The following is a 26,683-nucleotide window of genomic DNA, read 5'->3' as shown; positions in this document are numbered from 1 at the left end:
TTGAGGTTAATATTGATTATCAAAAGCCAGATCGCCCGAAAAGAAGAGGAAGGTATAAGGCATTTTCGCCTATTGGTTGTCTTGATTCTACAGGTAATGTCTTACATGGAATGATAGACATCGCCTTGATGCAATCGTGTTTAGATGGAGATGAGGTGAAACCGTTTGTACGTGATTATGGAATGGTGATAGTTGATGAGTGTCACCATGTCTCTTCCGTTACTTTTGAGCGTGTGTTGAAAGGCGTGACGGCTCGTTACGTGTATGGATTAACTGCTACACCGATTAGGAAAGACTATCATCAGCCCATTATTTTTATGCAGTGCGGCTCTATCCGGTTCTCTGCCGATGCAGCAGGCCTGATGGCACAGCAAGGTTTCCATCGTTACTTTATTCCTCGGTTTACATCTTTCCGGCCACTTACAGAAGATAAACAGAATATCAGCTCGCTTTATCAGTCTTTGGTGGATGATGAGGTTCGTAACAATCTGATTGTTGATGATGTGTGTAAGGCAGTAGATGCCGGGCGTATCCCAATGGTCCTCACCAGTAGGACGGCACACGTTGAAATCCTTTCACAGATGTTGCATGACAGGGGCAAAGATGTCATTCTGTTGACGGGGTCCGGCACTGCTAAAGAGAAAAAGACCGCACTTCATCAATTGAGGATTGCCCCGGTAGAAAACAGACTGGTAGTTGTAGCTACGGGAAAATATGTCGGTGAAGGTTTTGATTATCCACGATTAGACACTTTGTTTCTTGCTCTGCCCATTTCATGGAAGGGACTTCTGGCACAGTATGCCGGTCGGCTTCATCGTGAATACCCCGGCAAAGAAGATGTGCGTATCTACGATTACATTGACCTTCATCACCCTGTTTATGACAGTATGTACAAACGCCGCCTGAAAGGTTACGCCTCTATTGGCTACAAGGTGGCAGATGTATCTTCTCCAGCATTATTTGATTCTTTACCCGACCTTGACCTATCGAGCAGCGAAGGACAGATTTTCAATGGCAAGACATTCTTTGTTCTTTTCTGCAAAGACCTTCTTGCTGCCAAGCACTCCATTATCATCTCGTCTCCGAAGCTGTATCATGTTCAGCAGAACCAGTTCACCGATATGCTTAAAAACTTACTTGTCAATGGCATTAACATCATTGTACTGTCTAAGCAGTCTGACGAACAGACCGATTATCTGAAGTCATTAGGTGTCACTGTGAATACGAACAAAACCCTCTCTCACAGTTGTGCCATCATCGACAGTTCCATCGTCTGGTACGGCGGCATTCACCTGCTCGGTTTCTCAACAGAAGAAGACAATATCATTAAACTTTCAGATAATGCACGATTAGCCGCAGAACTGATAGAAGCGTTAATGGATAAGAAATGAAGTTAACCTTTCACCCTAATCCTCCTATTCCATAGACATCTTGTAATTTTCAATCTCCTGACGGAGATTTCCAGCGTGCTCTTCAAACATAAACTCCCGGAATGGCACTTCACTTTCTTTCTCCTTTGATAAAATCAAGGATTTAAGATATTCCCCCTTGTCTTCCTTTAGCACCTTGCTGGGTATAAGCCCAAATTCATTTTGAAGATGATTCATGACCAGCCTTGACATCCTTCCGTTTCCATCTACCCATGGGTGGATTGTTACCAGATTCAGGTGAGCATCGAAGCTCAGCTTGTATTGTTCATATACATCAGGCTGCTTTAATAGCTGCTCGCGTCTTTCATTCATTTCCCTACAGAAAACAGCCAGTCTCTGCGGTACTTTAAGGTAATTCAAATATGTCTTTCCCCCAGCCCCGGCAGTTACATTGACGAGACGCAAATCTCCCCGCGAGGAATCGAAAGAGCCTCCCATGCCATTGACTACCCCACCAGTCCTTCTCATGACCAGAGAAGACAGGTGCTTCAATACGCCAACAGAAAATGGAGTATGGGTCCTGGCTAATTCCATGCTTCTTTCATAGGCAGCCTTCAAGTCGAGATTCATATTCTGCTCGACTATGCTTTTACCTTTGGCAGAAATCCCCTCGTCAAACAGCAGCTGATTGTCGATCTCGGTCATTGTAGAGCCTTCTATGGCCGTTGAATGTGTCACGATGGAATACAGACAGAATTTGTCGTAGTCTATCTGTTCTTGGAAGCCCAGTTTCCCATGCTCTTCCAGTATATCTAAAAAAACTTGCTTATTCATGATCATCTTGTGTTTATGACGGCAAATGTACCAACTTATGCGGAGTAAAACAATTATTCTGCTAAAAAGCGGGCAATAAAAGGGATTGAAATTATAAACATCAATGCTGCGCCATCAGCGGGGCGGCTTTTTAGAAGCCGCTCTTCAGTATGCCGCCTGTCCGCCGTGCCGCCTGTTCCAGGAATCTGGCCACGTCCTCCCGAAGCCTTCGGAACGGTTCAGAGCCGGCATAGCCCACGTTGCGGCGCAGCATCGGGACTACCGCCTCCGTACTGTGGCTGTAACTTGACAGTTCGTTGCGCCGCTGTGTATCGTGTACGGCATTGCGGTTTATCTCCTCTTCCCGCTCACGGATCAGACGGTCGCAGACACGCTTCAGCACCGGGACGACGATGTTGTCGAAAAGATGATGTCCCTGCACATAGAGGTAGGTGGTCTCCGGCGTCACGCCCAGCAGCCGCAGTTCATCCTTGAGCCTGAGGAAACTCTCCTTCGCACCGGGATTCTCACGCTGCAGCTGCCGTACCCGTATCTGAACCTTGTGGCGCAGATGCTGAAGACAGTTCGCTGCTCCCCGCAGAGAGAAGCTGCCTATCTCCACCACCCTGTTGAAATCGGAGATGGTGAACCTCCGGTGGACTCCGCACCGATAATGCCAGATGCTCCACACAAAGAGCGGATGGACTATCTCACTGTACTGCTTCAGGAACTCCTCCAGGTCGAAGAGGGCATGGTCGTTGAGCGTCACGGCCACCGTCACGTCGTGCAGGCTCGGTGCATAGCATTGCAGGTTTTCGATGGCGTATGCGTATGTGTGGAAGACATAGGGGTTGCCGTTCACCTCCGCCGACAGAGGCGTGGCTCCCTGAAGAAGATAGTCGTAGTCGGCATCCACACAGGCAATCATGTTCTCGCCCATGTTCTTCGAAACGAGGTTCATCAGCACCGACCGCTTCCCCTTCGTCAGGTTGATCCGTGACGGCAGCATCACTTCAAAGTAGCGTTCCTCATTCTCGAATCCACTCAGTACGGTACGCCAGAAGAAGATGTCGTCATACGCTTCCACGTAGGCGATGATCTTCCTCCGCGCGTGCTTCCCGTTCAGCCGGTTCGCCGCTTCAATGTAGGCCGACGAAAGGTTGTCGCTCAGTCTTCTTCCCATCGTTCATCCCCCTTTCTGCCGTCATTTGTCAGTGATGTCCGTCACCTCGGTCACACGGTCGATCCATCCGTTCATGATGACGGCCGGACTGTGTGTGGCAAGGATGATCTGTACGTTCGGGTTCAGTTCCAGAATGAGGTCGATGAGCCGTTTCTGCCAGTCGATATGCAGGCTCACCTCCGGCTCGTCCATGAAGAGGACATAATCCTTATTGTCTTCCACCAGCACTGTCAGCAGGATGACCAGCATCTGCTTCTCGCCGCTCGACAGCTGATAGGGGGCGAGCGTCTCTCCCATCTGCGAGAAGCGGATTTCATTCTCCGACCGGACAATCTTCTTGCCGGTCTCGGTGAACAGGTCGTCCAGAATGTCCTGAAACCGCTTCTTAGGCTGCGATATGCGCTGTGCCTTCTCCGCGGCGTCAGCCTCTCCCCCCTGCAAGGTCTCTATGATGCGGTTGCCGATGTTCACCTGGTAGTCGAGGTATTTGCGCTGAAGCTGGAAGAGCTGCCAGTCAAGTTCCGTGACGAGGGCGGTATTTACCTTGCTGATGCTGTCCGAGGCCATCAGCGGACGGTCGAACGAGCGGATGATGTCGTAGCGTATCCACCGCGCATCGTCCGGACAGACCTTCAGCCGCACGCCCTTGAGCGAGTGGCTGGGGAACTCGCCGCCCTGCGACAGGCTGCGAACCACCTTGTTCAGAATGGTGCTCTTGCCCACGCCGTTGATGCCGCTCAGGATGTTCACCTGCCGGTCCAGCGTCCACCGGATGTGCTTCTTTCCGCTCCAGAGCGAGTCGATCTCGATTTCTTCTATGTAATCAGCGTATTTCTGCATAATCGTAGAGATTGATGACAACAGTCATGCAAATATAATGTTTTTTATCCGAATGGCAATGCGAGACTGATATTTTAATTGCACAAGGCCGGTTTGAAAGCACCTGGCACAGACAGCATCCGCCTACGGACATACCTGTCGGCAGTCCTTTGGCAATGTGTCGCCAATCTGTTGGCGACAGGCTGCCGATTTACCCCAACAGGCTGCCGCAATGCGACAGGTGGCTCTGCCGCCACGGCCGTCACCCATAAATACCACATTCATGGTAGGGAAAATAACACAAGTGGAGTATTCCACGCATCGGGAAAAGTCCGTACCTTTGCAACCGCAAACAAGCTACATCCGGGGCGTGGATGCCCGATGTGACACGTGACCGGCAGAGAATTAATATCAATAAATGTATTAACCGTTTCCCCTCCGCCCTCTCATTAAGGTCCACGGAAGGAACAGAAAAGAAAGGAAACCCAGTTTTATGGCAAAACAAAAGTATCACTTCGAGACACTCCAGCTCCATGCAGGACAGGAACAGGCCGACCCGGCGACAGGTTCACGTGCCGTGCCCATCTACCAGACGACCTCCTACGTCTTCAACGACTGTCAGCACGCTTCCGACCTCTTTGCGCTCAAGGCGACCGGCAACATCTACGGCCGGCTGAACAATCCGACACAGACAGCCTTTGAAGAGCGTATCGCTGCGCTCGAAGGGGGTGTGGCAGGACTCGCCGTCGCATCCGGTGCAGCGGCCGTCACCTACGCCATCACCAACATCGCCTTCGCCGGCGACCATGTCGTCGCCTCCAAGACCATCTACGGCGGCACGTACAATCTCCTGGCACACACGCTGAGCAAATACGGCATCAGCACTACCTTTTTCGACCCTGACAACTACGAGGAACTGGAGGCAGCCATCCGGGACAACACCCGGCTGGTCTACATCGAGACGCTGGGCAACCCCAACTCCAACATCTCCGACATCGAACGGTCGGCCGACATCGCCCACCGCCACGGCCTGCCGCTGCTGATAGACAACACATTCGGCACACCTTACCTGATCCGCCCGATAGAACACGGTGCCGATGTCGTCGTACATTCCGCCACAAAGTTCATCGGCGGCCACGGGACTTCCCTCGGCGGTGTCATCGTCGACGGCGGCACCTTCGACTGGAAGGCAGACCCCGGGAAGTTCCCGGGCTTCAACAAGCCGGACGCTTCTTACCACGGCCTTGTCTTCGGCGACGTGCCCGCACCGTTCGCAACACGCATCCGCACACTGCTGCTGCGCGACCAGGGAGCAGCCATCTCTCCGTTCAATGCCTTCCTGCTGCTGCAGGGGCTGGAGACACTGAGCCTGCGGGTGGAACGGCACGTATACAACACCAGGAAGGTACTGGAATACCTGGAGAAACAGCCGCTGGTCAAGAAGATCAACCATCCGGCCGTGGCTTCCCATCCCAACCACGACCTCTACAAGCGTTACTTCCCCAACGGCGCAGGCAGCATCTTCACCATCGAGATCGACGGCGACCAGCAGAAGGCATTCGACTTCATCGACCATCTCAAGGTGTTCTCCCTGCTGGCCAATGTGGCCGACCTGAAGTCGCTCGTCATCCATCCGCTCTCCACCACACACTCCGAACTGAGCGTGGAGGAGGCCGCCGGCCAGGGCATCTACCCGAACACCGTCCGCCTCTCCATCGGCACAGAGCATTATGAAGACATTATCGCCGACCTCGACCAGGCTTTCGAGGCGATAAAGTAAAAATTAAAACGACAACATCATGGCAAAGACAGCAGACAGACTCACAGAACTTATCGGGAACACGCCGCTGCTGGCACTCCGTAAGTTCTCTGCAGGGAAGGGGCTCGAAACGCCCATCCTCGCAAAGATAGAATATTTCAATCCCGGCGGCAGCGTGAAGGACCGCATCGCACTGGCAATGATAGAAGATGCCGAAGCGAAAGGACAGCTGAAGCCCGGTGCGACCATCATCGAACCGACCAGCGGAAACACGGGAGTCGGACTGGCACTGGTGGCGGCCGTGAAAGGCTACCGGCTCATCCTGACCATGCCCGAGACGATGAGCGTCGAACGGCGGAATCTTGTGAAAGCATACGGTGCCACGGTGAAGCTGACCAGCGGGAAGGACGGCATGAAGGGGGCCATCAAGGCTGCCGAAGAACTGCGCAGCTCCATTCCGGGCAGCGTCATCCTCCAGCAGTTCGAGAACCAGGCCAATCCGGAACGGCATTACCGCACGACAGGGCCGGAGATATGGCGGGATACCGACGGCAAGGTGGATGTCTTCGTAGCAGGCGTAGGGACCGGCGGCACCGTCAGCGGCATCGGACGTTACCTCAAGGAACAGAATCCGGCTGTCAAGATCGTTGCCGTAGAACCGGCCGCATCGCCCGTCCTGAGCGGCGGGAAAAGCGGACCGCACAAGATACAGGGTATCGGAGCCGGCTTCATACCGGCGACTTACAGCAAGGAATACGTAGACGAAGTGTTCGAGGTTGAGAACGATCAGGCCATCCTCGCCGGCCGCCAGCTGGCACAGCAGGAAGGTCTGCTCGTCGGCATCTCTTCCGGAGCGGCCGCCTTTGCGGCCGCCGAGATAGCCCGCCGGCCGGAGAATGCAGGCAAGACCGTCGTGGCCCTTCTCCCTGACACGGGCGAGCGTTACCTCTCGACCGTCCTCTACGCTTTTGAGGAATATCCTCTTTAACTTTTCCCCTCACAGTGTCTGCGATCTGCTTCCTCCCTACGGAAGCCGGTTCCGGGCACTGCGGATGAGGATGCTCCAAAACTCAGGAGTCAGAAAGACCCCTTTCCTATTGACCGTCTCAGACCCTCATAAACACCAGAACAACCGCCATCATCGAGTTCTTAACTCTTTGGTAGCGGTTGTCCTTTACAAATGACAGCTGTCTTCAGTTGGAATCGGGTTTTGACACACCCTCTCTGTACAATATCAAATCCATGCCCGGCCGATGATTTCCCACAGTCGTTTTCAGCGGGAGGGACCCGCCGGCGGGCCTTTTAATCATCCTCCTCTTCGTCCTCTTCCGGCTCCGCCCACTCCACACGCGCACCGTAGGCAAGGGTCTGGTTTTTCTTCCCCGTGCGGGCATTGCGGGTACTGGTGGGTACGAAACGGCACTTCACGTTCTTGACGTGCTTCCTGATATCGAAATCCTCGGGATTGTCTACCGGATCACTCTCCACGGTGAGATGGAAACGGCCGAGACCTTCAAGAACCACCGTCTCTCCCTCACGCAGCCGGTAGGAGATTTCATCCACCAGCGCAATGACAAGCCCGCGCACGTCGCCACGCGAGAACGATGTGTTCTCCTGAATGGCATCGGCAAGTTCCTCTGTCGTCACGACACCCGTACTGACCGTGCGGGCATACCACTTGCCAGCACCTTTCTTGTCCTTGAACTTACTCTGTTCCAATCTTATCTCTACTGCCATAACATTATGCTTATCTGTTCCCTTTCTGTAAAACCACTGCAAATATAAGCAAAATAAACTGTTCGGACAAGATAAAAATAAACTATTTTACAGGGCCATTCTACCTTGGGCAAGCACTAAAACAATCTTTAAGGCAGGTTTTCAAAGACGGATTTCATAATACCAGTATACTACCACAAACTTTTTAGGACAGCCCCTAATGGATGCCTCACATTAAGTCCGCAGACAGAACGACTCTTGAGAATTGGCTGATTCCATAGAGTCCACCTATATCCGCACAGACGTTTAGGACATTCTTAAACTGAACGTCATGAGAAAGTGAGAACAAGCCTCCGGCGACAATACAATCAGGGTGGGACTTCCTTGCGTTTGTTCATCCAAGTATTCAAGGGGATTTTCGTTTGCGTCACGCAAAAATATTTCGTTCCATTTTGAAATATCAACGGAAATACTTAATTTTGCGGCATGTTTATATCATAACATCATCGTCAACATGAAGATTCTACGGCAGACAGGTAATAAACGGACATCCACATCAGTGCTTCTTTCACAGAGGCCGACAAGGGAGACTGGCATCCTTTCCGCATTGGGCATGACTCCCAGAAAGCGTTTTGCCCAATATCTTCACGGAAATAACATGGACGACCTGCAGCGCGACGCAAGGGTCATTGCCCAGGACATGGATACGGTGATCAAACAGCTGGTCAATGGAAGGAAAAGAACGAAAAGAGACTGAGCACATCTCTTCTATGGCTACCTGCAACGAAACGTTGTCAGAGGAAATAACGGATGTCAACAAAGTGCTCGACACGCTCGATCCCGAACAGCGTACCATCATTGTGAAAGCCTTCATGGCGATGGAAACTGAACGCACTTTCCGCGGTCCGCTTCCCGCTCCCGAAGACTTCAGAGCCTACGGCGAGGTGATTCCCAATGCGCCGGAACGGATTCTGTCCATGACCGAGCAGCAGGCGCTCCACCGCATACATACAGAAGAAAGCATCGTGAAAAGCGGGATAGTGGAAAGCCGTCGTGGCCAGTGGATGGGTTATTCTATTGTCTTGATCCTCATAGGAATCTCCACGTTATTGGCATCCTATGGACACGATTGGGTTGCAGGAGCGATGATGACAGCAGCCATTGGCTTGTCCGTAATCTTTGTGTTACGGCAGAATCCACGTGAGAAAGAGACGGAAGGAGAATAATTTCCAAGGGAGTGTAATAATAAGAACAAACTGCGGAGCCCGCCCTTTAGAAATTATTACTGTCCGAGAAAACTTAAATATCATGGATTTCAATGCGCAACCTCCTTTCAACCGGCAGTCCCTCATCGGCTTTGGGAAAGCAGGCTTCTCCTCATCCAATAAAGCACATCGCCCCTTGGCTTTTACCACAGGCTGTTCCCGTTCAGGCAACAGACGGCAAGCAGGTTTACCAACAACACGTTCGGTGTCGGGCATCAACGTCAGCTGTCCATCCTGTTATCATCCTCCGATACAAAGATCTTTTCATTTTCATACGTTGAGAATACAGATAAGATTTTGAAAAGTCATTACATAATTTCAGATAAATCATCTGCAGATATAGGAAATACGTGCAAAAAAGCAAGTCTGCAACCAACAGTAAACCAATTGGTTGTCAAGCCAGTTTTAAAAGGTGCTTGATTGGGCTCCAAAAGGGCGTTGGTAACGCTCTAACAGAGCACCAGTTGCAAGTCAATCAGGCATCTTTTAGAATCCAGAAGAGCATGTGTTGCTTTGCATTGCATGAAAACAATTTACAAATACCGATGATAGGAAAAAAAGTTGTTTGTAGAAGACGGAAAGAAAGGCTGATGGACAGGCATCGTATCAATTTTTCTTCCTGCATTTTATCTTGTAGTTTATCCTCTATTGTAAGCCCACCTGACTCTGGACGGTCATGCCATGCAAGTGCATAAGCCTTTATTTCCAGTCTACGGATTTAACGGGAGGACCGAAAAAACAGGGGAAAACAACTTTTTCCTTTAAATAATCTTTCATTTGTTTGCGAGATTCAAAATCTTTCCCTACCTTTGCACTCGCCTTACAAAAAGTAGGGGCGTTTAGCTCAGCTGGTTTAGAGCATCTGCCTTACAAGCAGAGGGTCGGCGGTTCGAATCCGTCAACGCCCACAAGGGGTGTTTCCCTGTGACCTTTCGGGGTTGCAGGGAATTTTAAAGGGCGTTTAGCTCAGCTGGTTTAGAGCATCTGCCTTACAAGCAGAGGGTCGGCGGTTCGAATCCGTCAACGCCCACCTTTTAATATATAAGAAAGAGGAATGACTTTGCAACGCCCGTTGTGAGGTCTTTTTTATTTTATTGAGAATTTATCTGCATTCTTTTCAGAATATTATTATTATTATTTGCGCTGTTACTGATTTTATTGTTAATTTTGCACCATATTAATCAACATCGTTATGATCCTCGACACATTAACAGCCGTTTCTCCCATTGACGGTCGCTACCGAAACAAGACCGAACACCTTGCCGACTATTTTTCCGAGTATGCCCTCATCCGTTACCGGGTACGTGTCGAAATCGAGTATTTCATCACGCTGTGCGAGCTGCCCCTGCCGCAACTGGAAAGTTTCGACAGTACGCTCTTCGAGCCGCTGCGTGACATCTACCGCAACTTCGACGAGGCTTCGGCGGCACGGGTAAAGGAAATAGAGAAGACGACCAACCACGACGTGAAGGCGGTTGAATACTTCCTCAAGGAAGAGTTTGACAGGATCGGCGGCCTGGAGGCCTACAAGGAGTTCATCCACTTCGGCCTGACTTCGCAGGACATCAACAACACAAGCGTCCCGCTGTCAGTAAAGGAAGCACTCGAAGAGGTGTTCTATCCGCAGGTCAAGGAGCTGATCGCACAGCTGAAGGAATACGCCGGGGAATGGAAGGATGTGCCGATGCTGGCGAAGACACATGGACAGCCGGCCTCCCCCACCCGACTGGGCAAGGAGATCGAGGTCTATGTCTATCGCCTGTCCGAGCAGCTCGCATCCCTGCGCAGCTGCAAACTGACAGCCAAGTTCGGCGGTGCCACGGGCAACTTCAACGCCCATCACGTGGCTTATCCGCAGTATGACTGGCGTGCCTTCGGCAACCGCTTCGTCAGTGAGAAGCTGGGACTGGAGCGTGAGCAGTGGACGACACAGATCAGCAACTACGACCATCTGGGCGGCGTGTTCGATGCCATCCGCCGCATCAACACCGTCATCATCGACCTGGACCGTGACTTCTGGATGTACATCTCGATGGACTATTTCAAGCAGAAAATCAAGGCCGGCGAGGTAGGGTCAAGCGCCATGCCGCACAAGGTGAACCCCATCGACTACGAGAACAGCGAGGGAAACCTCGGGATAGCCAACGCCATCCTGCAGTTCCTGGCACAGAAGCTGCCGGTGAGCCGCCTGCAGCGCGACCTTACGGATTCCACCGTACTGCGCAACGTCGGCGTACCGCTCGGACACAGCATCATCGCCATCCAAAGTACGCTGAAAGGCCTGCGGAAGCTCATCCTCAACGAGAAGAAGCTGAGCGAGGACCTTGACAACACATGGGCCGTCGTGGCCGAAGCCATCCAGACCATCCTGCGCCGTGAAGCCTATCCGCATCCTTATGAAGCGTTGAAGGCGCTCACCCGCACAAACGAGAAGATGACCGAGGAGACCATCCATGCGTTCATCCGCACGCTCAATGTCAGCGACAGCGTGAAGGAAGAACTGATGGCGATCACCCCGCACAACTATACGGGAATTTAACCACTTCTTCGTAAAGACCTACAAACAGCAACCGGGTAACTCCCGACAAACGGAGTTCCATTTATAAACAAACAAATAAAACAACTATCATTGGCCGTGAGGCCAGTAACATCAAAACCAAAAATAAAACAATTATGGCAGAAGAATTCGAGAACAAAGAAGTTCAGTCTGAGCAGAACGAGAACAGCCGGGAGGGCTATTCGGCAGCCGGTCAAAGCGGCTATCAGAGAGAGTACCGTGGCACAACAGGACGCACACAGCGGCCGCGTATTCACAGCCAGCGTGCCTACAGCAGCAACAAGACAAACAGCGGCAACGACGAAGGCGGATTCCGTCCGGAGGGTTTCGGATCTGGTCTGCAGAGCGCGAACCGGCCGCAGCAGGGCGGCTACCGGCCACGCCAGAACAGCTACGGCGGCTACAACAACAACCGCGGCGGATACAACAACCGGCCGCAGCAGGGCGGATACCGGCCTCATTACAACAACAATAACGGAGAAGAAGGCGGCTACCAGCCACGGCAGGGCGGATACAACAACCGGGGCGGATACAACAGCCGGCCGCAGCAGGGCGGTTACCGCCCTCGTTACAACAACGACGAGAACGGTTATCAGCCGAGACCCTACCGCCCTCGCTACAATGCCAACAACGGAGCTGAAGGTGAGGAAAACAACAGCTACCAGGCAAACCAGAGCGGCTATCAGCCACGGCAGGGCGGATACAACAACCGGGGCGGATACCAGAACCGGGGATATAACAACAGCCGGGGCGGATACAACAGCCGGGGCGGTTACCAGAACCGGGGGTACAACAACCGCGGCGGCTACCAGAACCGCGGCGGCTACAACCAGGGCGGTTATCGCCAGCGTACAGCTGATTATGACCCGAATGCTAAATACTCGCTCAAGAAGCGGATTGAGTACAAGGAGGAGAACTTCGACCCGAACGAGCCGATCCGCCTGAACAAGTACCTTGCCAATGCCGGTGTATGCTCACGCCGTGAGGCTGACGAGTTCATCCTCTCCGGCGCAGTGACCGTAAACGGAGAAGTCGTAAAGGAACTCGGCAGCAAGGTGCTGCGCTCCGACGTAGTCCTCTTCCAGGAGAAGCCGGTATCATTGGAGAAGAAAGTGTACGTCCTTCTGAACAAACCGAAGGATTACGTCACCACGAGCGATGACCCGCAGCAGCGCAAGACGGTCATGGACCTCGTGAAGGGAGCCTGCCCGGAACGTATCTATCCTGTAGGGCGCCTGGACCGTAACACGACAGGTGTGCTGCTCCTTACCAACGACGGCGACCTTGCCTCAAAGCTTACCCATCCCAAGTTCCTGAAGAAGAAGGTCTATCATGTGTTCCTCGACAAGCCGGTCACAGCCAACGACCTGCAGAAAATCTCTGACGGCATCGAGCTTGAGGACGGTGAGATCAAGGCCGATGCCATTGAATATGCCGACCCACAGGACCAGACACAGGTGGGCATCGAAATCCACAGCGGCAAGAACCGCATCGTCCGCCGCATCTTCGAGAGTCTCGGCTATCGCGTTGTCAAGCTCGACCGTGTACAGTTCGCCGGTCTGACGAAGAAGAATGTACGTCGTGGCGACTGGCGCTTCCTCACCGAGAAGGAAGTGGATATGCTGCGCATGGGGGCATTTGAATAAAAAGGCCTCTCCGAAACCTCCCCGAAGGAGAGAATATAGTAGGATAAAACTCCACTGAAAGCCTCCACAAGCCCCTCAGAAGGAGGGGATGTGGGAGGATAAAACTCCATGGGAGGGACAAGGAGCATTCAATTACAACATATAGAAATGAAGAGAACAAAAATCGTCGATGCACTCGCCTGCACCGACTTTGGAAAAGATATCAACGTAAAGGGATGGGTGCGTTCACACAGAAGCAGCAAGGCTGTTGACTTCATCGCACTGAACGACGGCTCCACCATCAAGAACATCCAGGTAGTCGTCGACCCGTCAAAGATGGACGCAGATGAACTGAAGAGCATCACGACAGGGGTCTGCATCAGTATTGTCGGCACGCTCGTCGAAAGCCAGGGAAAAGGCCAGACTTCCGAAATCCAATGCAAGGAAGTCGAAATCTACGGTCTCTGTCCAAGCGACTATCCCATGCAGAAAAAGGGACAGAGCTTCGAATACATGCGCAAGTACGGGCATATGCGTCTGCGTACAAACACTTTCGGAGCAGTCTTCCGCATCCGCCACAACATGGCCATCGCCATCCACAGGTACTTCCATGAGCATGGATTCTACTATTTCCATACCCCGCTGATTACAGGCAGCGATGCAGAGGGAGCCGGCAATATGTTCCAGGTGACGACACTCGACCTCGACCGCATCGCCAAGTCAGGAAAGGTTGACTACAATGCAGATTTCTTCGGAAAGCGCACGAATCTCACCGTTTCCGGACAGCTGGAAGGCGAACTGGGCGCGACATCACTCGGTGCCATCTACACATTCGGGCCGACGTTCCGTGCCGAAAACTCCAATACGCCCCGCCATCTGGCAGAGTTCTGGATGGTCGAGCCGGAGGTCGCCTTCATCGACAAGGACGAGCTGATGGACCTGGAGGAAGATTTCATCAAGTACTGTGTCCGGTGGGCACTGGACAACTGCAAGGACGACCTTGAGTTCCTGAACAAGATGATCGACAAGGAGCTCATCGCACGCCTGGAAGGTGTCTTGAAGGAAGACTTCGTCCGCCTTACCTATACAGAGGGCATCGAGATTCTCCGGAAGGCTGTCGCCGACGGCGTGAAGTTCGAGTTCCCGATTACCGGATGGGGCATGGACCTCAGCAGCGAGCACGAACGCTATCTTGTCGAGGAGCACTTCAGGCGCCCTGTCATCATGACCGACTACCCGAGCGAAATCAAGTCGTTCTACATGAAGAAGAACCCCGACGGAAAGACCATGCAGGGAACCGATGTACTCTTCCCGCGCATCGGCGAAATCATCGGCGGCTCTGTTCGTGAAGAGAACTATGACAAACTGCTTGCGGAGATAGACAGCCGTGGCATGAAGCGTGAGGTATACGACTGGTATCTCGACACCCGCAAGTACGGGACCTGCCCTCATGGCGGATTCGGTCTCGGCTTCGAACGGCTTATCCTCTTCGTTACCGGCATGCAGAACATCCGCGACGTAATTCCGTTCGCACGCACACCGAAGAACGCAGAGTTCTGAAGATTCTTCTTGCACAAAGAAACAAAGGAGCGGCATACAGACCGCCCCATGTAGAAACAGGGACACACAGTTTTTGTGTGCCCCTGTTCTGTTTCTGCACACTTTCACAGGTATGATTCTCCTGCAGAACTCTGCCGATTCCCAGATGGACACATGGGCTGCCGGGTTTGAAATATCCTTACAGCAATTGCTTTCCGTCCTGCCTGAAGGACGGAAAGAAGGAACTCAATATCCACTTGCAGACGACACGAAATCAGCAGCTTACGATTGCTCTTGAAAACTACGCCCATCTGCATCCGAATCAAGCATTACTTGCCCTCCAACCAAGCACCAATTGAGACGCAAGTAGTGCCCGATTGGAACGCAACTCACCGTCAGCAGATTTTGAAACAAGAAATATTCTGACAAAAACAGCCATATCGAGGCATTACCTGCCAGGATATGGCTGTTTATTTATGGAGGAACGTGAGGAGGTGTGCCCGAGGCTTTTGTCTGCCCCAGGACAGACCTTCTATGTTCCACGTCCTCCAGAGCCTGCCCTATAGACAGTGCCCTGTTCCTGCCGAATTATTCAGCACAGCTCTGCGATCTGACTGCAACGAGCATCCAGACCGTCTTCTCCTGCTCCCTCAGGAAGTCGCTTATCAGCGAGACCGTCGTTTCGTCCTTGGCATCGGATGCAAGCTCAATGATCTTACGTTCCCGGGCGATCAAAGTCTTGTAAGAATCAAGAAGAAGATCAATTCCTTCCTTGGCACAGCTCACGACACCGGCTTCCTTGATCTCAGATGTCTGCAAATAAGCACTGTAACGGCTCTCCGGCGCACTGCCCAGCTGGAGGATACGTTCTGCCACTTCATCCACTTTCTCGGCTGCATCGTTGTAAAGCTCTTCATATTTGCTGTGCATTACAAAGAAACCATGCCCTTTCACGTCCCAGTGGAAACCGCGAAGATTACTATAATACACCTGAAGGTCAGCCAACAATACGGAGAGTTCCTTTACCACGTACTGTACCTTCTTCTCATCTAAACCTAAAAAATCTGATGTTCTCATTGCTAAAACCTTTCTGTTAAGTTATTTAATCGATTCGAATGCAAAGATAGTCTTTTAATCTTCTTCAGACAACAGACTGTGTCTATTCTATTGATAGATTATTTCTATCAATATCCGTATTCTATTGACCAGCAGGATTTTATTCATTATAAAACGACGGCATTCATTTTCAACCGCAGCTCAAAAATACAATCCGAGTGGCAGTCGACCGCTGTGAAGAGAACAAAGTCTGCCCGGCGGAAAAGTCCATAGGTCGGTCGCTTAGATTCGGAGAAAACACTCATCTATATTCATCAACACGCCCGCCCCGAAGAACACCTTCCTCCGGCCGGGCTTTAACAAGAAATAAAACAAATCTATCCGGACCATACAAAAATAACGATAGCCATCACTGTTCGTTGAACAGTTACTCCGAGCAGGTGTATGCCGTTAAATAGCTTTAATTAAGGAATGGAAAAAAAGAAAAACACTGTCTGTTTGGATTTAAATTGCTAAATTTGCATGCAATAAATTTCTAAAATACAATTATGTCATCATTTGTTGCAGAAAAAATCATGATGGACGGTCTGACCTACGATGACGTCCTCCTTATCCCGGCTTATTCAGAAGTGCTGCCCAAAGAGGTGGAATTGAAGACCAAGTTCTCGCGGCACATCGACCTCAACGTACCTTTCGTGACGGCGGCCATGGACACCGTGACAGAAAGCTCGATGGCGATCGCCATTGCACGTGAAGGCGGTATCGGCGTCATCCACAAGAACATGACCATCGAGGACCAGGCACGCCAGGTCGCCATCGTGAAGCGGGCCGAGAACGGAATGATCTACGACCCCGTCACCATCCGTCAGGGACGCACCGTGAAAGATGCACTCGACATGATGGCCGACTACCATATCGGCGGCATTCCTGTCGTCGACGCGGAGAACCATCTCGTAGGTATCGTCACCAACCGTGACCTCCGTTTTGAACGCCATCTGGACAAGCTCATCGACGAGGTGATGACAAAGGAAAACCTCGTCACCACCCATCAGCAGACCGACCTTACGGCCGCTGCACAGATTCTGCAGGAAAACAAAATCGAGAAACTGCCGGTAGTCGACCGTGAGAACCGCCTCGTGGGACTGATTACCTATAAAGATATTACCAAGGCCAAGGACAAGCCCATGGCCTGCAAGGACGAGAAAGGCCGCCTGCGCGTGGCCGCCGGCGTCGGCGTCACAGGCGATACGATGGAGCGTGCACAGGCCCTGGTGGCCGCTGGTGTGGACGCCATCGTCATCGACACAGCCCACGGACACTCTGCCGGCGTGATCGGCAAGCTGCACGATGTGAAGGCCGCTTTCCCCGATCTCGATGTCGTCGTAGGGAACATTGCGACAGGCGAGGCGGCGAAGTTCCTCGTTGACAACGGCGCTGATGCCGTCAAGGTGGGCATCGGCCCCGGCTCCATCTGCACCACACGCGTCGTAGCCGGCGTCGGCGTACCGCAGCTTACGGCCATCTATGATGTCTACAAGGCGCTGGAGGGAACAGGCGTGCCGTTGATTGCAGACGGCGGACTGCGCTACTCGGGCGATGTCGTCAAGGCACTGGCAGCCGGCGGCAGCAGCGTGATGATCGGATCGCTCGTCGCCGGCACGGAAGAGTCGCCGGGCGACACCATCATCTTCAACGGACGAAAGTTCAAGAGCTACCGTGGCATGGGCTCGCTGGAGGCCATGGAACAGAAGAACGGCTCGCGTGACCGCTACTTCCAGAACGACATCCGGGATGCGAAGAAGCTCGTCCCGGAAGGCATTGCCGGCCGTGTACCCTACAAGGGGACAGTGCAGGAGGTCATCTATCAGCTCGTCGGCGGACTGCGCTCGGGCATGGGCTACTGCGGTGCGGCATCCATCGGGAACCTGCACAGTGCCAGGTTCACCCGCATCACCAATGCCGGCGTGATGGAGAGCCACCCGCACGACATCACCATCACCAGCGAAGCACCGAACTATTCCCGTCCGGAATAAAAACAGACCGTCAACCATCCGCCCTCTTCTCTGTTCTGCCAGGGGAGAGGGTATGTGCGTTTCTTAATCACAACAATGAAATTCAAGGCACTACTATCAGCCGCACTGCTCTCCGCCACGACGGCATACGGGCAGGCAGACCCTACCCTAATGACCATCAACGGACAGCCGGTGAGCCGTTCGGAGTTTGAATATTCGTACAATAAAAACAATTCCGACGGAGTCATTGACAAGAAAAGCATAGACGAATACGTGCCGCTTTTCATCGACTATAAGCTGAAGGTGCAGGCGGCCCTCGATGCCCGCCTTGACACACTGTCCTCCTTCAAGAAGGAGTTTCTCGGCTACCGCGACCAGCAGATACGCCCGGCCTTCATCAGAGACGCCGATGTCGAGGCCGAAGCACGAAAGATATACCGCGACACCCGGCGGCAGATCGAAGCCAACGGAGGGCTGTGGCATTGTGCGCACATCCTCGTGGGAATGAGACAGCGCGCCTCAAAAGAGGAAGAGAATGCAGCAAGACAGCTGGCAGACTCCCTCTATACGGCTCTCCAGAAGGGTGCCGACTTTACGGAACTGGCAAAGAAATATTCCACGGACACCCGTTCTGCCAAGAACGGCGGCGACCTGCCCGGCCTTCAGAAAGGGCAGACCGTGGCCGAGTTCGAGAAGGCCATGCTGGCTCTGAAGCCCGGGGAAACAAGCCGTCCGGTGCTTTCCCCCTTCGGCTATCACATCATCAAGATGATCGGGCACGAGGAGCTTCCTCCTTACGATTCGCTCCGTGCGGACATCATGCAGTACATCGAGATGCGCGGCCTGCGCGACCAGATCATCAGCCAGCGGCTGGACTCCCTCGCCCAGGCCGGCGGGAAGGAGGTCACACAGGAGCAGATACTGGACCGGAAACTTGCAGAACTGGAAGAGAAGGACGCCGACCTGAAGCATCTTGTCCGTGAATACCACGACGGCCTGCTGATGGTCGAGATGAGCAACCGCACCGTCTGGGACAAGGCTGCCAAGGACGAAACGGCATTGGAGGCGTATTACCGCAAGCACAGGAAACAATATAAGTGGGCCGAACCACGTTTCAAGGGTATCGCCTACCACGTAAAGAAACAGGCAGACGTGGATGCCGTGAAAGCATGCGTGAAAGGGCTGCCCTTCAGCAAGTGGGCAGAACGGCTGCGCGATACGTTCAACAAGGACGGCAACATCCGCATCCGGGTCGAGAAGGGAATCTTCCGCAAGGGCGACAACGCCCTCATAGACCGTGAGATATTCGGACAGGAAACGGCAGCCACACCGGTCGAAGGCTATCCTATTGATGCCGTCTTCGGCAAGAAGATCAAAGCACCGGAGGGGCTGGACGACGTGCGCGACCTCGTCATCTCGGACTACCAGGGAGAACTGGAGAAGGAATGGGTCGCTTCGCTTCGCAGGAAATACAAGGTCGTAGTCGACAAGGCCGTGCTTTCCACGGTCAACAAACATTAACAGAAAGATCATACAGCATATATCAATGAAGATAAATAAAAGAAAAACGATTGTCCTGCTTGCAGGAACAGTCCTCACGGCGATGGGACTGCACGCCGGTTCCTACCGGACCGCCGGACCGGGTACACTGTCAGACTCGCTGAAGACCGTACCGGCAGCGACAGACAGGGCGAACAACGTCGTAGACGAGGTCATCTGGGTAGTGGGCGACGAACCCATCCTGAAGTCGGAAGTGGAAATCATGAAGCTGCAGGGCGAGGCGGAAGGCATGAAGTGGGACGGCGATCCCGAATGTGTGCTGCCCGAACAGATTGCCGTGCAGAAACTATTCCTCCACCAGGCGGCCCTCGACAGCATCGAGGTGACGGAGTCGGAAATCGCACAGGGCATCGACCAGCAGATCAACTACTGGATCTCCCTGCCGCAGATCGGTTCCAAGGAGAAACTCGAAGAGTTCCAGCACAAGAGCATGGCGCAGATCCGCCAGGACCTGCACGACGACTACAAGAACCGCCAGCTCGTGCAGAAGATGCAGGAGAAACTCGTCGGCGACGTGAAGGTTTCGCCTGCCGAAGTGCGCGAATACTTCCGGAAACTTCCGGTAGACAGCATCCCGATGATTCCGACGACGGTGGAGGTGGAGATTCTCACACAGACTCCGAAGGTCGAGCCGGAAGAGATCAACCGCATCAAGAACCAGCTGCGCGACTATACGGACCGCATCACAAAGGGCGAGACCTCCTTTGCCACGCTGGCACGTCTCTATTCGGAAGACCCCGGCTCTGCCCGCCAGGGAGGCGAGCTGGGCTATATGGGACGGGGCATGCTCGACCCGACATTCGCCGCCGCCGCCTTCAACCTCACCGACCCCAAGAAAGTGTCGAAGGTCGTAGAGAGCGAGTTCGGCTATCACATCATCCAGCTGATCGACCGCCGCGGCGACAAGGTGAACTGCCGCCATATCCTGCTGAAGCCGAACGTGTCCATGGCCTCCATCGACGCGGCCAAGGAGCGGCTGGACTCCATCGGGGGAGACATCCGGAACGGGAAGTTCACCTTCGAGGACGCGACCGCCTACCTCTCGGACGACAAAGACACCAAGAACAACCACGGACTGATGGTCAACTCGTCCGAGAACGCCCGCACGTCACGCTTCAAGATGAAGGACCTGCCGACCGAGGTGGCACGCATCGTCGACACGCTGAAGGTCGACGAGGTCTCCCAGCCGTTCCAGATGGTCAACCCCCGCGGAAAGGTCGTCTGCGCCATCGTGAAGCTGAAGGAGCGGATACCGGAGCACAGGGCCACCATCACCGAAGACTTCCAGGCGATGCGCGACATCGTTACGGCACAGCGCAGGAAAGACATCCTCCACGACTGGGTCGTGAAGAAGGTGAAAGAGACCTATGTAAGGATCAATCCTCGCTATAAAAGTTGTAAATTCCAGTACGAAGGTTGGTTTAAATGACGACAGACAGCAGGCATAAAGATACACATTGCGGGCATAGAATCCTGGGCATCCTGATTCTATGCCTGTTTGGGCTATGGCAGTCCCAACCGCTCCGGGCACAGAAAACGGTGGAGAAGAAAGGAAGCAAGTTCTATATCGACCATGCCGACAACCTCCGCTACAACCAGATGGTGATGACCGACGTGCAGATTGCCAAGGGCAGTGTCCGTTTCCGCTACAAGGGCACGACGCTCAAGTGCGACAGCGCCTACTTCAACGAGAAAGCCAACTGGTTCAAGGCCTTCGGGCGTGTCCACATCACACGTCCCGGCGGCGTGTCCATCGACTGCCAGCGCATCCACTACGACGGTTTCTCCCAGCTGGTCCATGCCCGGAAGAACGTGGTCGTGCGGCAGCCGGGGCGCTCCCTCCGCTGCGACAGTCTGGACTACAATCTGGCCTCCAAGGTAGCCAACTACTTCGGCGGACGCGGCACGCTCGTCTACAACGGCAATACGGTCGTCGCCGATGAAGGCGATTACAATACGGAGACCCATGAGGCCAACTTCTTCGGAAACGTCGTCATGTTCACGCCCAAGTACCGCATCAACACGCCGGAAGCCCACGGCAACACGGAGACAGGACTTGTCCATGTCGTCGGGAAGTCGGTCATCCGTACCGCCAAGGGCGAGGTGATACACACAAACGACGGGACTTACAACAGCAAGACCGACCACATGGAGCTGAACGGACACTCTACCATCACCTCTCCCAGGCAGGATGTCGAGGGCGACAACATCGTCTACAACAGTACGACAGGGGATGCGGAAGGCCACGGCAATGTGAAGATCGTCGACAAGGCGAACAACCGTACCATCATCGGCCAGGATGTCTTCTACAACGAGAAGACCGGACACAGCAACGCACGCGGAAATGTGAAGATCGACGACCGTAAAGCACAGCGGGTGATTACAGGCGACGAGGTAACCTACAACGCCAAGACCGGCTACAGCGAAGGGCACGGAAACGTGAAGATCGTGGACCGGCTGAAACAGCGCACCGTGACCGGACGCGACCTCACCTACAACAGCAATACGCGCGAGGGGACGGGCGAGGGCGACGTCTACTACATCGACTACAAAAGAAAGCACGCCTTCTCGGGCGACTATCTGCACTACACGGATTCCGCGGCCATCGCTTTCGGCGGCAAGCCCGGCCCTGTCGCCAAGGACTTCTCACAGGGCGACACGCTCTTTGTACACGCCGACACCATCAGCATGAAGGGTTTTCACATGAATACCCCGGGGATGTACCGTGAGATATACGGCGTGAACAACGTCCGCGCCTACCGCACCGACGTACAGACGGTATGCGGCTTTCTGGTCGCCAACACCAAGGACTCGTGCGTGACCCTCTACGACTACCCCATCGTGTGGAGCGGCAACCGGCAGCTGGTGGGCGACTCCATCAAGGCTTACATGAACGATTCAACCATCCGCCAGGCCTACGTCTACGGCAATGCCTTCTCGATAGAGACGCTGCCCGACAGGAAACATTACAACCAGATCTCGTCCCGGGATATGCGGGCCGACTTCGTCGACGGAGCCGTGCGGCGCATAGACGCATGGGGAAATGTGGAGGTGGTGTTCTACCATACCGACAAGGACAGCACGCTCATCGGGCACGACTATACCGAGACGGATACGCTCCGGATGTACATCTCTCCCCTTCGGAAGCTGCAGAAGATATGGATGTCGAAGTCGGACGGGGTCATCAGTCCGATGACGCAGATTCCGCCCGACCGGCTGACGCTCCCCCATTTCGAGCTCTTCGACGAGGTACGTCCGAAAGACAAGAACGACATCTTCCGCCGCGCCGCACGCAAGACGAGCGCGACGGTACGCAATGCACGGGTCTCCCTGCCGCCCCGACAACATATCGAATGACACCGGACAGGAACAGGCCCGGGAGCAGCCGGACCGTTCCCAACCGGCTGGGAACAGGAGTACCAGACCTTGGGAACCGGAGTACCGACGGCCGGGAACAGGGTTCCCAATGGGTCGGGAACAACTTTCCCGCCCCCTGCCCCGGAAGTCCATCTGTCTCCTCCGCACCTAACGGCCAGTCTCGAAAGCTGCCGGCTTGACTCCCTTAAACCCTTTCCCCCTCTTCAACTCCCCCTATGCTTTTCCTCCCGTCATCACATCCCCGCCGCTTCCACCACGAATACATGTATGTGGACGACCGCAAAGCGTTTCTCCACGACCTCGAACAGCGCGCGCAGCATCAGCCCGACGGAGAATCCGGGCCGGAAGCCGCATCCCGCGAAGCGTTACAACGCAGGATACGAGGCTCTCTGAAGCCCGGACTGCTCCGCCGCCGGCACAACCGCTATACGGCGATGTGGACATCGCTGATACTCTCCGCAGGCGTCATCGCCCTGCTCACCTTATTATTGTTCATCTTTTAAACGGACCGTTCATGAGTGACATCATACAACTTTTACCAGACAGCGTAGCCAACCAGATAGCAGCCGGCGAGGTCATCCAGCGGCCGGCCTCGGTCGTCAAGGAGCTGGTGGAGAACGCGATTGATGCCGGGGCGCAGCACATCAATGTGCTGGTAGCCGATGCCGGACGTACGTCCATCCAGGTGATCGACGATGGAAAAGGCATGTCGGAGACCGATGCACGGCTCTCTTTCGAGCGTCATGCCACTTCCAAGATCCGCAAGGCCGACGACCTCTTTTCGCTCCATACGATGGGGTTCCGCGGCGAGGCACTGGCCTCCATCGCCGCCGTCGCACAGATCGAGCTGAAGACCCGCATGGAGGCCGAAGAACTCGGGACACATCTGTCTATCGCCGGCAGTCGTTTTACGGGGCAGGAGCCTTGTTCGTGTCCGGCAGGAAGCAACTTCCTGGTCGAGAACCTCTTCTTCAATGTTCCTGCCCGCCGCAAGTTCCTGAAGTCGAACACCACCGAGCTGAACAACATCATCACCGCCTTCGAACGCATTGTGCTGGTCTGTCCCCAGATAGCCTTCACCCTGCACAGCAACGGCACGGAGCTCTTCTGCCTCCGCTCCTGCAACTTCCGCCAGCGCATCGTGGAAGTGTTCGGGAAACGGCTCAACCAGGACCTGCTGCCGATAGACGCCGATACAAGCCTCTGCCGTATCCATGGCTTCGCGGGCAAACCGGAGTCCGCCCGCAAGAAGGCTCCTCACCAGTATTTCTTCGTCAACGGACGGTACATGAAGCACCCCTATTTCCACAAGGCCGTCCTGACCGCCTTCGACCGGCTCATCCCGCAGGGAGAACAGGTGCCGTACTTCCTCTACTTCGAAGTGCCGGCCGAGAACATCGACGTGAACATCCATCCGACCAAGACCGAGATAAAGTTCGAGAACGAACAGGCCATCTGGCAGATACTGCTCGCCGCCGTCAAGGAAGCGGTAGGACGCTTCAACGACATCCCTGCCATCGACTTCGACACAGAAGGAAAACCGGACATCCCGGTCTTCAATCCCACGACAGGAACAACCGCCCCGAAAATAGACTTCAATCCTGCTTACAATCCTTTCAAGCAGACCGCCAGACCCGCCCGTCCCGCATCCCCGAAAGGATGGGAGAACCTGTATCCAGGGCTGGATTCTGATGCCGGACCGCAGCAGTCACAGCTCTTTGACCGGCAGGAGGGGGAGACGGCCGGTACCGGAACAGACGGAGAGACGGTCGTCTCCTCCATGGCGACACAGCCGGCCATGGAGTCGATGATAGAAGACAAAGCCCCTTCCCATTACCAATACAAAGGATGCTACATCATGACGGCGGTGAAGTCCGGGCTCATGATCATCGACCAGCACCGCGCCCACATCCGCATCCTCTATGAATCCTACCTCCGCCAGCTGTCCGAGCACAAGCCACACTCGCAGAAAGTGCTGTTCCCGGAGATGGTGCAGTTCGCTGCCGCCGACCAGCTTGCCCTCGACAGCATCCTGCCCGAGATGAGGGAGATGGGATTCCAGCTCGACAGCCTCGGCGGTGGAAGCTATGCCGTCAATGCCGTCCCGGCCGGCATTGAGGGGCTGAACGTCGTCGCACTCATCCGTGAGATGGTGACGGCGGCGGTAGACAGCGGCACGAGCGTGAAAGCGGACATCGACCATGCCCTGGCGCTCAGTCTTGCACGCAATGCCGCCATTCCACAGGGACAGGTTCTGGGCAATGCCGAGATGGACAACATCGTCAACGAACTCTTCGCCTGCGACAACGTCAACTACACCCCCTCGGGAGAGCCGGTGATCGCCATCATGAAACAGCAGGACATCGAGCACCTGTTCGACCGATAGAATCCGGATCCATACAGGTGCGGGATCTCTGCCGAACTCCCTTGCACGAACCCCTCGAGAAGGGGCACTTGTTGATCATCCAACATACGGTTCTGAGACAAACATCCTCGCATTCAGCAGACAGACCGGAAACCCAGCTACTGGCAGCTTCCACGGTACCGGTATTCCGGTATGAAATCCTTAGAACAGACCGGGACAAGCATCCCGCCAACCCTTCATAACCCTTTTGGTACCTGCCTATTAAGGAAAAAAGGTGGACAAAAAGGAAAATCTTAGAGGGGGCACTTTGTTAAAAGTGTGATTTTTTTGAGAAATAATATTATAGTTAGAATTAAATTACTATCTTTGCACATGATCCTGGTGTGAATGATAAGATCACATCCATTAAAGAAGAGGTGAACAAATTTAGATTGTTAAATAAATAAGGTTATGAAAAAGTTATTTATGGTTTTGGCATTAGCCGGTTGTACAATGACTGGCTTTGCTCAGAATGAGACACTTACTGAGAAGTACAGTGTCGCAACAAATTCTTTCTGGAGCAACTGGTTCATACAGGTTGGTGCAGATTGGAATGCATGGTATTCAAACCAGGAGCACGGCCGTGATGCCGCAATCAGCCCACTGAAGAGATTCCGTTCAAACCCAGGTGCTTCCATTGCCGTAGGTAAGTGGTTCACACCGGGTCTCGGTCTCCGTACAAAGGTACAGGGCATCTGGGGAAAGCGTGTAGGTGCCAGCTTCAACCCGGCTTCCCGCCTCGACAACGGCAACAAGTACTGGCTTGCGCAGGAGCAGGTAATGTTCAACCTGAGCAACCTCCTCTGCGGTTACAATGAGAACCGTGTATGGAACCTCATTCCGTTCGCAGGTGCCGGTGTCGGCCGTTCTATGTCTGCCGACCGCTATGCAATGGGGCTGAGCGCAGGTGTCCAGTCTTCATGGAAGGTCTGCAAGGCAATGCGTGTCTACCTCGAGGCAGGATGGAACCGCTACGAGGGTGACCTCGACGGTGTCGCAGAGGCTACGACCAAGGCACGCGGCTGGGAGTCTCACGACAACAACCTCTACGCAGAGGTAGGTCTGAACTTCAACCTCGGCAAGGGCACTTGGAACAAGGTTCCGGATGTAGAGGCCATCAACGCACAGCACCAGGCAGCCCTCGATGCACTCAACGCAAAGCTCCGCGACTCAGAGGCAGAGAATGCCCGTCTCCGTGACCAGCTTGCCAACCAGAAGCCGGTAGAGACAACATCAGAGTCTGTCAAGCAGCTGGTCAACACACCGGTTTCCGTCTTCTTCAACATCAACAAGTCTACCATCGCTTCTCAGAAGGATCTCGTAAACGTTCAGGCTCTTGCAAAGTATGCAAAGGACAACAACAACAGCCTCCTCGTTACAGGTTATGCTGACAGCGCAACAGGTACTCCTGCTTACAACCAGAAGCTTTCTGAGCGTCGTGCCAACACGGTTGCCAACGAGCTCGTCAAGATGGGCGTTGAGAACAGCAAGATTACCGCAGTCGGCAAGGGTGGTGTAGAGACTCTGTCTCCTATCTCCTTCAACCGTCGCGCTACTGTTCAGGTTACAGAGTAATCCTCTATTTATCACGCATAAAAAAAGTGCTTCCCGTAAAAGGAAGCACTTT

At 53.9% G+C, this 26,683-nt stretch carries 19 protein-coding genes and 2 tRNA genes; 16 read left to right on the top strand and 5 right to left on the bottom strand.

The genetic code is table 11. From position 1 onward, the window contains the following. Positions 1-1,391: DEAD/DEAH box helicase family protein (locus tag HMPREF9141_RS07910; RefSeq protein WP_169309945.1), on the top strand; the 1,391-nt coding region annotated here is incomplete at its 5' end. Positions 1,392-1,415: 24 nt separating this feature from the next. On the opposite strand, the gene HMPREF9141_RS07905 is transcribed toward HMPREF9141_RS07910, so the two are convergent. The 3 genes from HMPREF9141_RS07905 to HMPREF9141_RS07895 form a co-directional block, all read right to left on the bottom strand. Then, the gene (locus HMPREF9141_RS07905) at positions 1,416-2,204 is read right to left on the bottom strand and encodes a Fic family protein (RefSeq protein WP_040554975.1); all 789 of its coding nucleotides are present in this window, start codon (positions 2,202-2,204) and stop codon (positions 1,416-1,418) included. Between the two features lie 130 nt (positions 2,205-2,334). Continuing rightward, a complete protein-coding gene (locus HMPREF9141_RS07900) occupies positions 2,335-3,366 on the bottom strand; it encodes a DUF4435 domain-containing protein (RefSeq protein ID WP_007368134.1) in 1,032 nt (343 codons plus the stop codon). Between the two features lie 21 nt (positions 3,367-3,387). Beyond that, on the bottom strand, positions 3,388-4,206 hold the full coding sequence (locus tag HMPREF9141_RS07895; RefSeq protein ID WP_007368133.1) for an AAA family ATPase: 819 nt from the start codon (positions 4,204-4,206) through the stop codon (positions 3,388-3,390). Positions 4,207-4,678: 472 nt separating this feature from the next. Between HMPREF9141_RS07895 and HMPREF9141_RS07890 the strand changes: the two genes are divergently transcribed. Together HMPREF9141_RS07890 and cysK are read left to right on the top strand one after the other, a co-directional pair. After that, positions 4,679-5,965, top strand: coding sequence for an O-acetylhomoserine aminocarboxypropyltransferase/cysteine synthase family protein (locus HMPREF9141_RS07890; protein WP_007368131.1), 1,287 nt, complete (start codon positions 4,679-4,681; stop codon positions 5,963-5,965). A 19-nt stretch (positions 5,966-5,984) separates the two neighbouring features. Then, complete coding sequence (cysK, locus tag HMPREF9141_RS07885) at positions 5,985-6,932, top strand: cysteine synthase A (protein ID WP_007368130.1); 948 nt, start codon at positions 5,985-5,987, stop codon at positions 6,930-6,932. Positions 6,933-7,246: 314 nt separating this feature from the next. Here cysK and HMPREF9141_RS07880 read toward each other — a convergent pair whose 3' ends face one another. Then, positions 7,247-7,681 carry an HU family DNA-binding protein gene (locus HMPREF9141_RS07880; RefSeq protein ID WP_007368129.1) on the bottom strand — a complete coding sequence of 145 codons (435 nt, stop codon included), beginning with the start codon at positions 7,679-7,681 and terminating at the stop codon, positions 7,247-7,249. A 707-nt stretch (positions 7,682-8,388) separates the two neighbouring features. Here HMPREF9141_RS07880 and HMPREF9141_RS07870 point away from each other — a divergent pair. The 6 genes from HMPREF9141_RS07870 to asnS all read left to right on the top strand — a co-directional run bounded on the left by HMPREF9141_RS07870 (position 8,389) and on the right by asnS (position 14,667). Continuing rightward, a complete protein-coding gene (locus HMPREF9141_RS07870; protein WP_050788045.1) occupies positions 8,389-8,886 on the top strand; it encodes a DUF2335 domain-containing protein in 498 nt (165 codons plus the stop codon). 872 nt (positions 8,887-9,758) lie between these two features. Further along, a tRNA-Val gene (locus tag HMPREF9141_RS07865) sits at positions 9,759-9,833 on the top strand. 47 nt (positions 9,834-9,880) lie between these two features. Further along, positions 9,881-9,955 (top strand) — tRNA-Val (locus HMPREF9141_RS07860). Between the two features lie 162 nt (positions 9,956-10,117). Then, positions 10,118-11,464 (top strand): adenylosuccinate lyase, encoded by a 1,347-nt coding sequence (gene purB / locus HMPREF9141_RS07855; protein ID WP_007368124.1) that lies wholly within the window; start codon positions 10,118-10,120, stop codon positions 11,462-11,464. A 134-nt stretch (positions 11,465-11,598) separates the two neighbouring features. Next, positions 11,599-13,128, top strand: coding sequence for a pseudouridine synthase (locus HMPREF9141_RS07850; protein ID WP_007368123.1), 1,530 nt, complete (start codon positions 11,599-11,601; stop codon positions 13,126-13,128). Positions 13,129-13,275: 147 nt separating this feature from the next. Next, on the top strand, positions 13,276-14,667 hold the full coding sequence (asnS, locus tag HMPREF9141_RS07845) for an asparagine--tRNA ligase (protein ID WP_040554697.1): 1,392 nt from the start codon (positions 13,276-13,278) through the stop codon (positions 14,665-14,667). Positions 14,668-15,234: 567 nt separating this feature from the next. Here the strand turns inward: asnS and HMPREF9141_RS07835 are convergent. After that, positions 15,235-15,723, bottom strand: coding sequence for a Dps family protein (locus HMPREF9141_RS07835; protein WP_007368120.1), 489 nt, complete (start codon positions 15,721-15,723; stop codon positions 15,235-15,237). A 527-nt stretch (positions 15,724-16,250) separates the two neighbouring features. On the opposite strand from HMPREF9141_RS07835, the gene guaB reads away from it, so the two are divergent. From guaB to HMPREF9141_RS07800, 7 genes are all read left to right on the top strand, one after another. Then, positions 16,251-17,735 (top strand): IMP dehydrogenase, encoded by a 1,485-nt coding sequence (gene guaB, locus HMPREF9141_RS07830; RefSeq protein ID WP_007368118.1) that lies wholly within the window; start codon positions 16,251-16,253, stop codon positions 17,733-17,735. Between the two features lie 75 nt (positions 17,736-17,810). Beyond that, positions 17,811-19,235, top strand: a complete 1,425-nt coding sequence (locus HMPREF9141_RS07825; RefSeq protein WP_007368117.1) for a peptidylprolyl isomerase — start codon at positions 17,811-17,813, stop codon at positions 19,233-19,235. Positions 19,236-19,260: 25 nt separating this feature from the next. Next, positions 19,261-20,703, top strand: a complete 1,443-nt coding sequence (locus HMPREF9141_RS07820; protein WP_007368116.1) for a peptidylprolyl isomerase — start codon at positions 19,261-19,263, stop codon at positions 20,701-20,703. Next, entirely contained in the window at positions 20,700-22,631 is a 1,932-nt protein-coding gene (locus HMPREF9141_RS07815; protein ID WP_007368115.1) for an OstA-like protein, read from the top strand. Before HMPREF9141_RS07820 ends, HMPREF9141_RS07815 begins: the two co-directional genes overlap by 4 nt. Positions 22,632-22,867: 236 nt before the next feature. Then, positions 22,868-23,155 carry a hypothetical protein gene (locus HMPREF9141_RS07810; protein WP_040554694.1) on the top strand — a complete coding sequence of 96 codons (288 nt, stop codon included), beginning with the start codon at positions 22,868-22,870 and terminating at the stop codon, positions 23,153-23,155. 11 nt (positions 23,156-23,166) lie between these two features. Beyond that, positions 23,167-25,038: a DNA mismatch repair endonuclease MutL gene (mutL, locus tag HMPREF9141_RS07805; protein ID WP_007368112.1), complete on the top strand. Its 1,872-nt coding sequence runs from the start codon at positions 23,167-23,169 to the stop codon at positions 25,036-25,038. Between the two features lie 429 nt (positions 25,039-25,467). After that, a complete protein-coding gene (locus tag HMPREF9141_RS07800; RefSeq protein WP_007368111.1) occupies positions 25,468-26,631 on the top strand; it encodes an OmpA family protein in 1,164 nt (387 codons plus the stop codon). The last annotated feature ends 52 nt before the right edge of the window (positions 26,632-26,683 follow it).

This window comes from Prevotella multiformis DSM 16608, from assembly GCF_000191065.1.
In the GTDB taxonomy this organism is placed as follows: domain Bacteria; phylum Bacteroidota; class Bacteroidia; order Bacteroidales; family Bacteroidaceae; genus Prevotella; species Prevotella multiformis.
Note: the sequence above shows the minus strand (reverse complement) of the source record. Positions and strands in the feature narration are given on the sequence as shown.

What these genes read in the sequence shown, in the direction of transcription:
- HMPREF9141_RS07835 (WP_007368120.1), bottom strand. Translation starts at nt 15,723, where the DNA reads ATGAGAACATCAGATTTTTTAGGTTTAGATGAGAAGAAGGTACAGTAC.
- HMPREF9141_RS07850 (WP_007368123.1), top strand. Translation starts at nt 11,599, where the DNA reads ATGGCAGAAGAATTCGAGAACAAAGAAGTTCAGTCTGAGCAGAACGAG.
- mutL (WP_007368112.1), top strand. Translation starts at nt 23,167, where the DNA reads ATGAGTGACATCATACAACTTTTACCAGACAGCGTAGCCAACCAGATA.
- asnS (WP_040554697.1), top strand. Translation starts at nt 13,276, where the DNA reads ATGAAGAGAACAAAAATCGTCGATGCACTCGCCTGCACCGACTTTGGA.
- HMPREF9141_RS07890 (WP_007368131.1), top strand. Translation starts at nt 4,679, where the DNA reads ATGGCAAAACAAAAGTATCACTTCGAGACACTCCAGCTCCATGCAGGA.
- HMPREF9141_RS07815 (WP_007368115.1), top strand. Translation starts at nt 20,700, where the DNA reads ATGACGACAGACAGCAGGCATAAAGATACACATTGCGGGCATAGAATC.
- purB (WP_007368124.1), top strand. Translation starts at nt 10,118, where the DNA reads ATGATCCTCGACACATTAACAGCCGTTTCTCCCATTGACGGTCGCTAC.
- HMPREF9141_RS07820 (WP_007368116.1), top strand. Translation starts at nt 19,261, where the DNA reads ATGAAGATAAATAAAAGAAAAACGATTGTCCTGCTTGCAGGAACAGTC.
- HMPREF9141_RS07905 (WP_040554975.1), bottom strand. Translation starts at nt 2,204, where the DNA reads ATGAATAAGCAAGTTTTTTTAGATATACTGGAAGAGCATGGGAAACTG.
- HMPREF9141_RS07810 (WP_040554694.1), top strand. Translation starts at nt 22,868, where the DNA reads ATGCTTTTCCTCCCGTCATCACATCCCCGCCGCTTCCACCACGAATAC.
- guaB (WP_007368118.1), top strand. Translation starts at nt 16,251, where the DNA reads ATGTCATCATTTGTTGCAGAAAAAATCATGATGGACGGTCTGACCTAC.
- HMPREF9141_RS07870 (WP_050788045.1), top strand. Translation starts at nt 8,389, where the DNA reads ATGGAAGGAAAAGAACGAAAAGAGACTGAGCACATCTCTTCTATGGCT.
- cysK (WP_007368130.1), top strand. Translation starts at nt 5,985, where the DNA reads ATGGCAAAGACAGCAGACAGACTCACAGAACTTATCGGGAACACGCCG.
- HMPREF9141_RS07825 (WP_007368117.1), top strand. Translation starts at nt 17,811, where the DNA reads ATGAAATTCAAGGCACTACTATCAGCCGCACTGCTCTCCGCCACGACG.
- HMPREF9141_RS07900 (WP_007368134.1), bottom strand. Translation starts at nt 3,366, where the DNA reads ATGGGAAGAAGACTGAGCGACAACCTTTCGTCGGCCTACATTGAAGCG.
- HMPREF9141_RS07800 (WP_007368111.1), top strand. Translation starts at nt 25,468, where the DNA reads ATGAAAAAGTTATTTATGGTTTTGGCATTAGCCGGTTGTACAATGACT.
- HMPREF9141_RS07880 (WP_007368129.1), bottom strand. Translation starts at nt 7,681, where the DNA reads ATGGCAGTAGAGATAAGATTGGAACAGAGTAAGTTCAAGGACAAGAAA.
- HMPREF9141_RS07895 (WP_007368133.1), bottom strand. Translation starts at nt 4,206, where the DNA reads ATGCAGAAATACGCTGATTACATAGAAGAAATCGAGATCGACTCGCTC.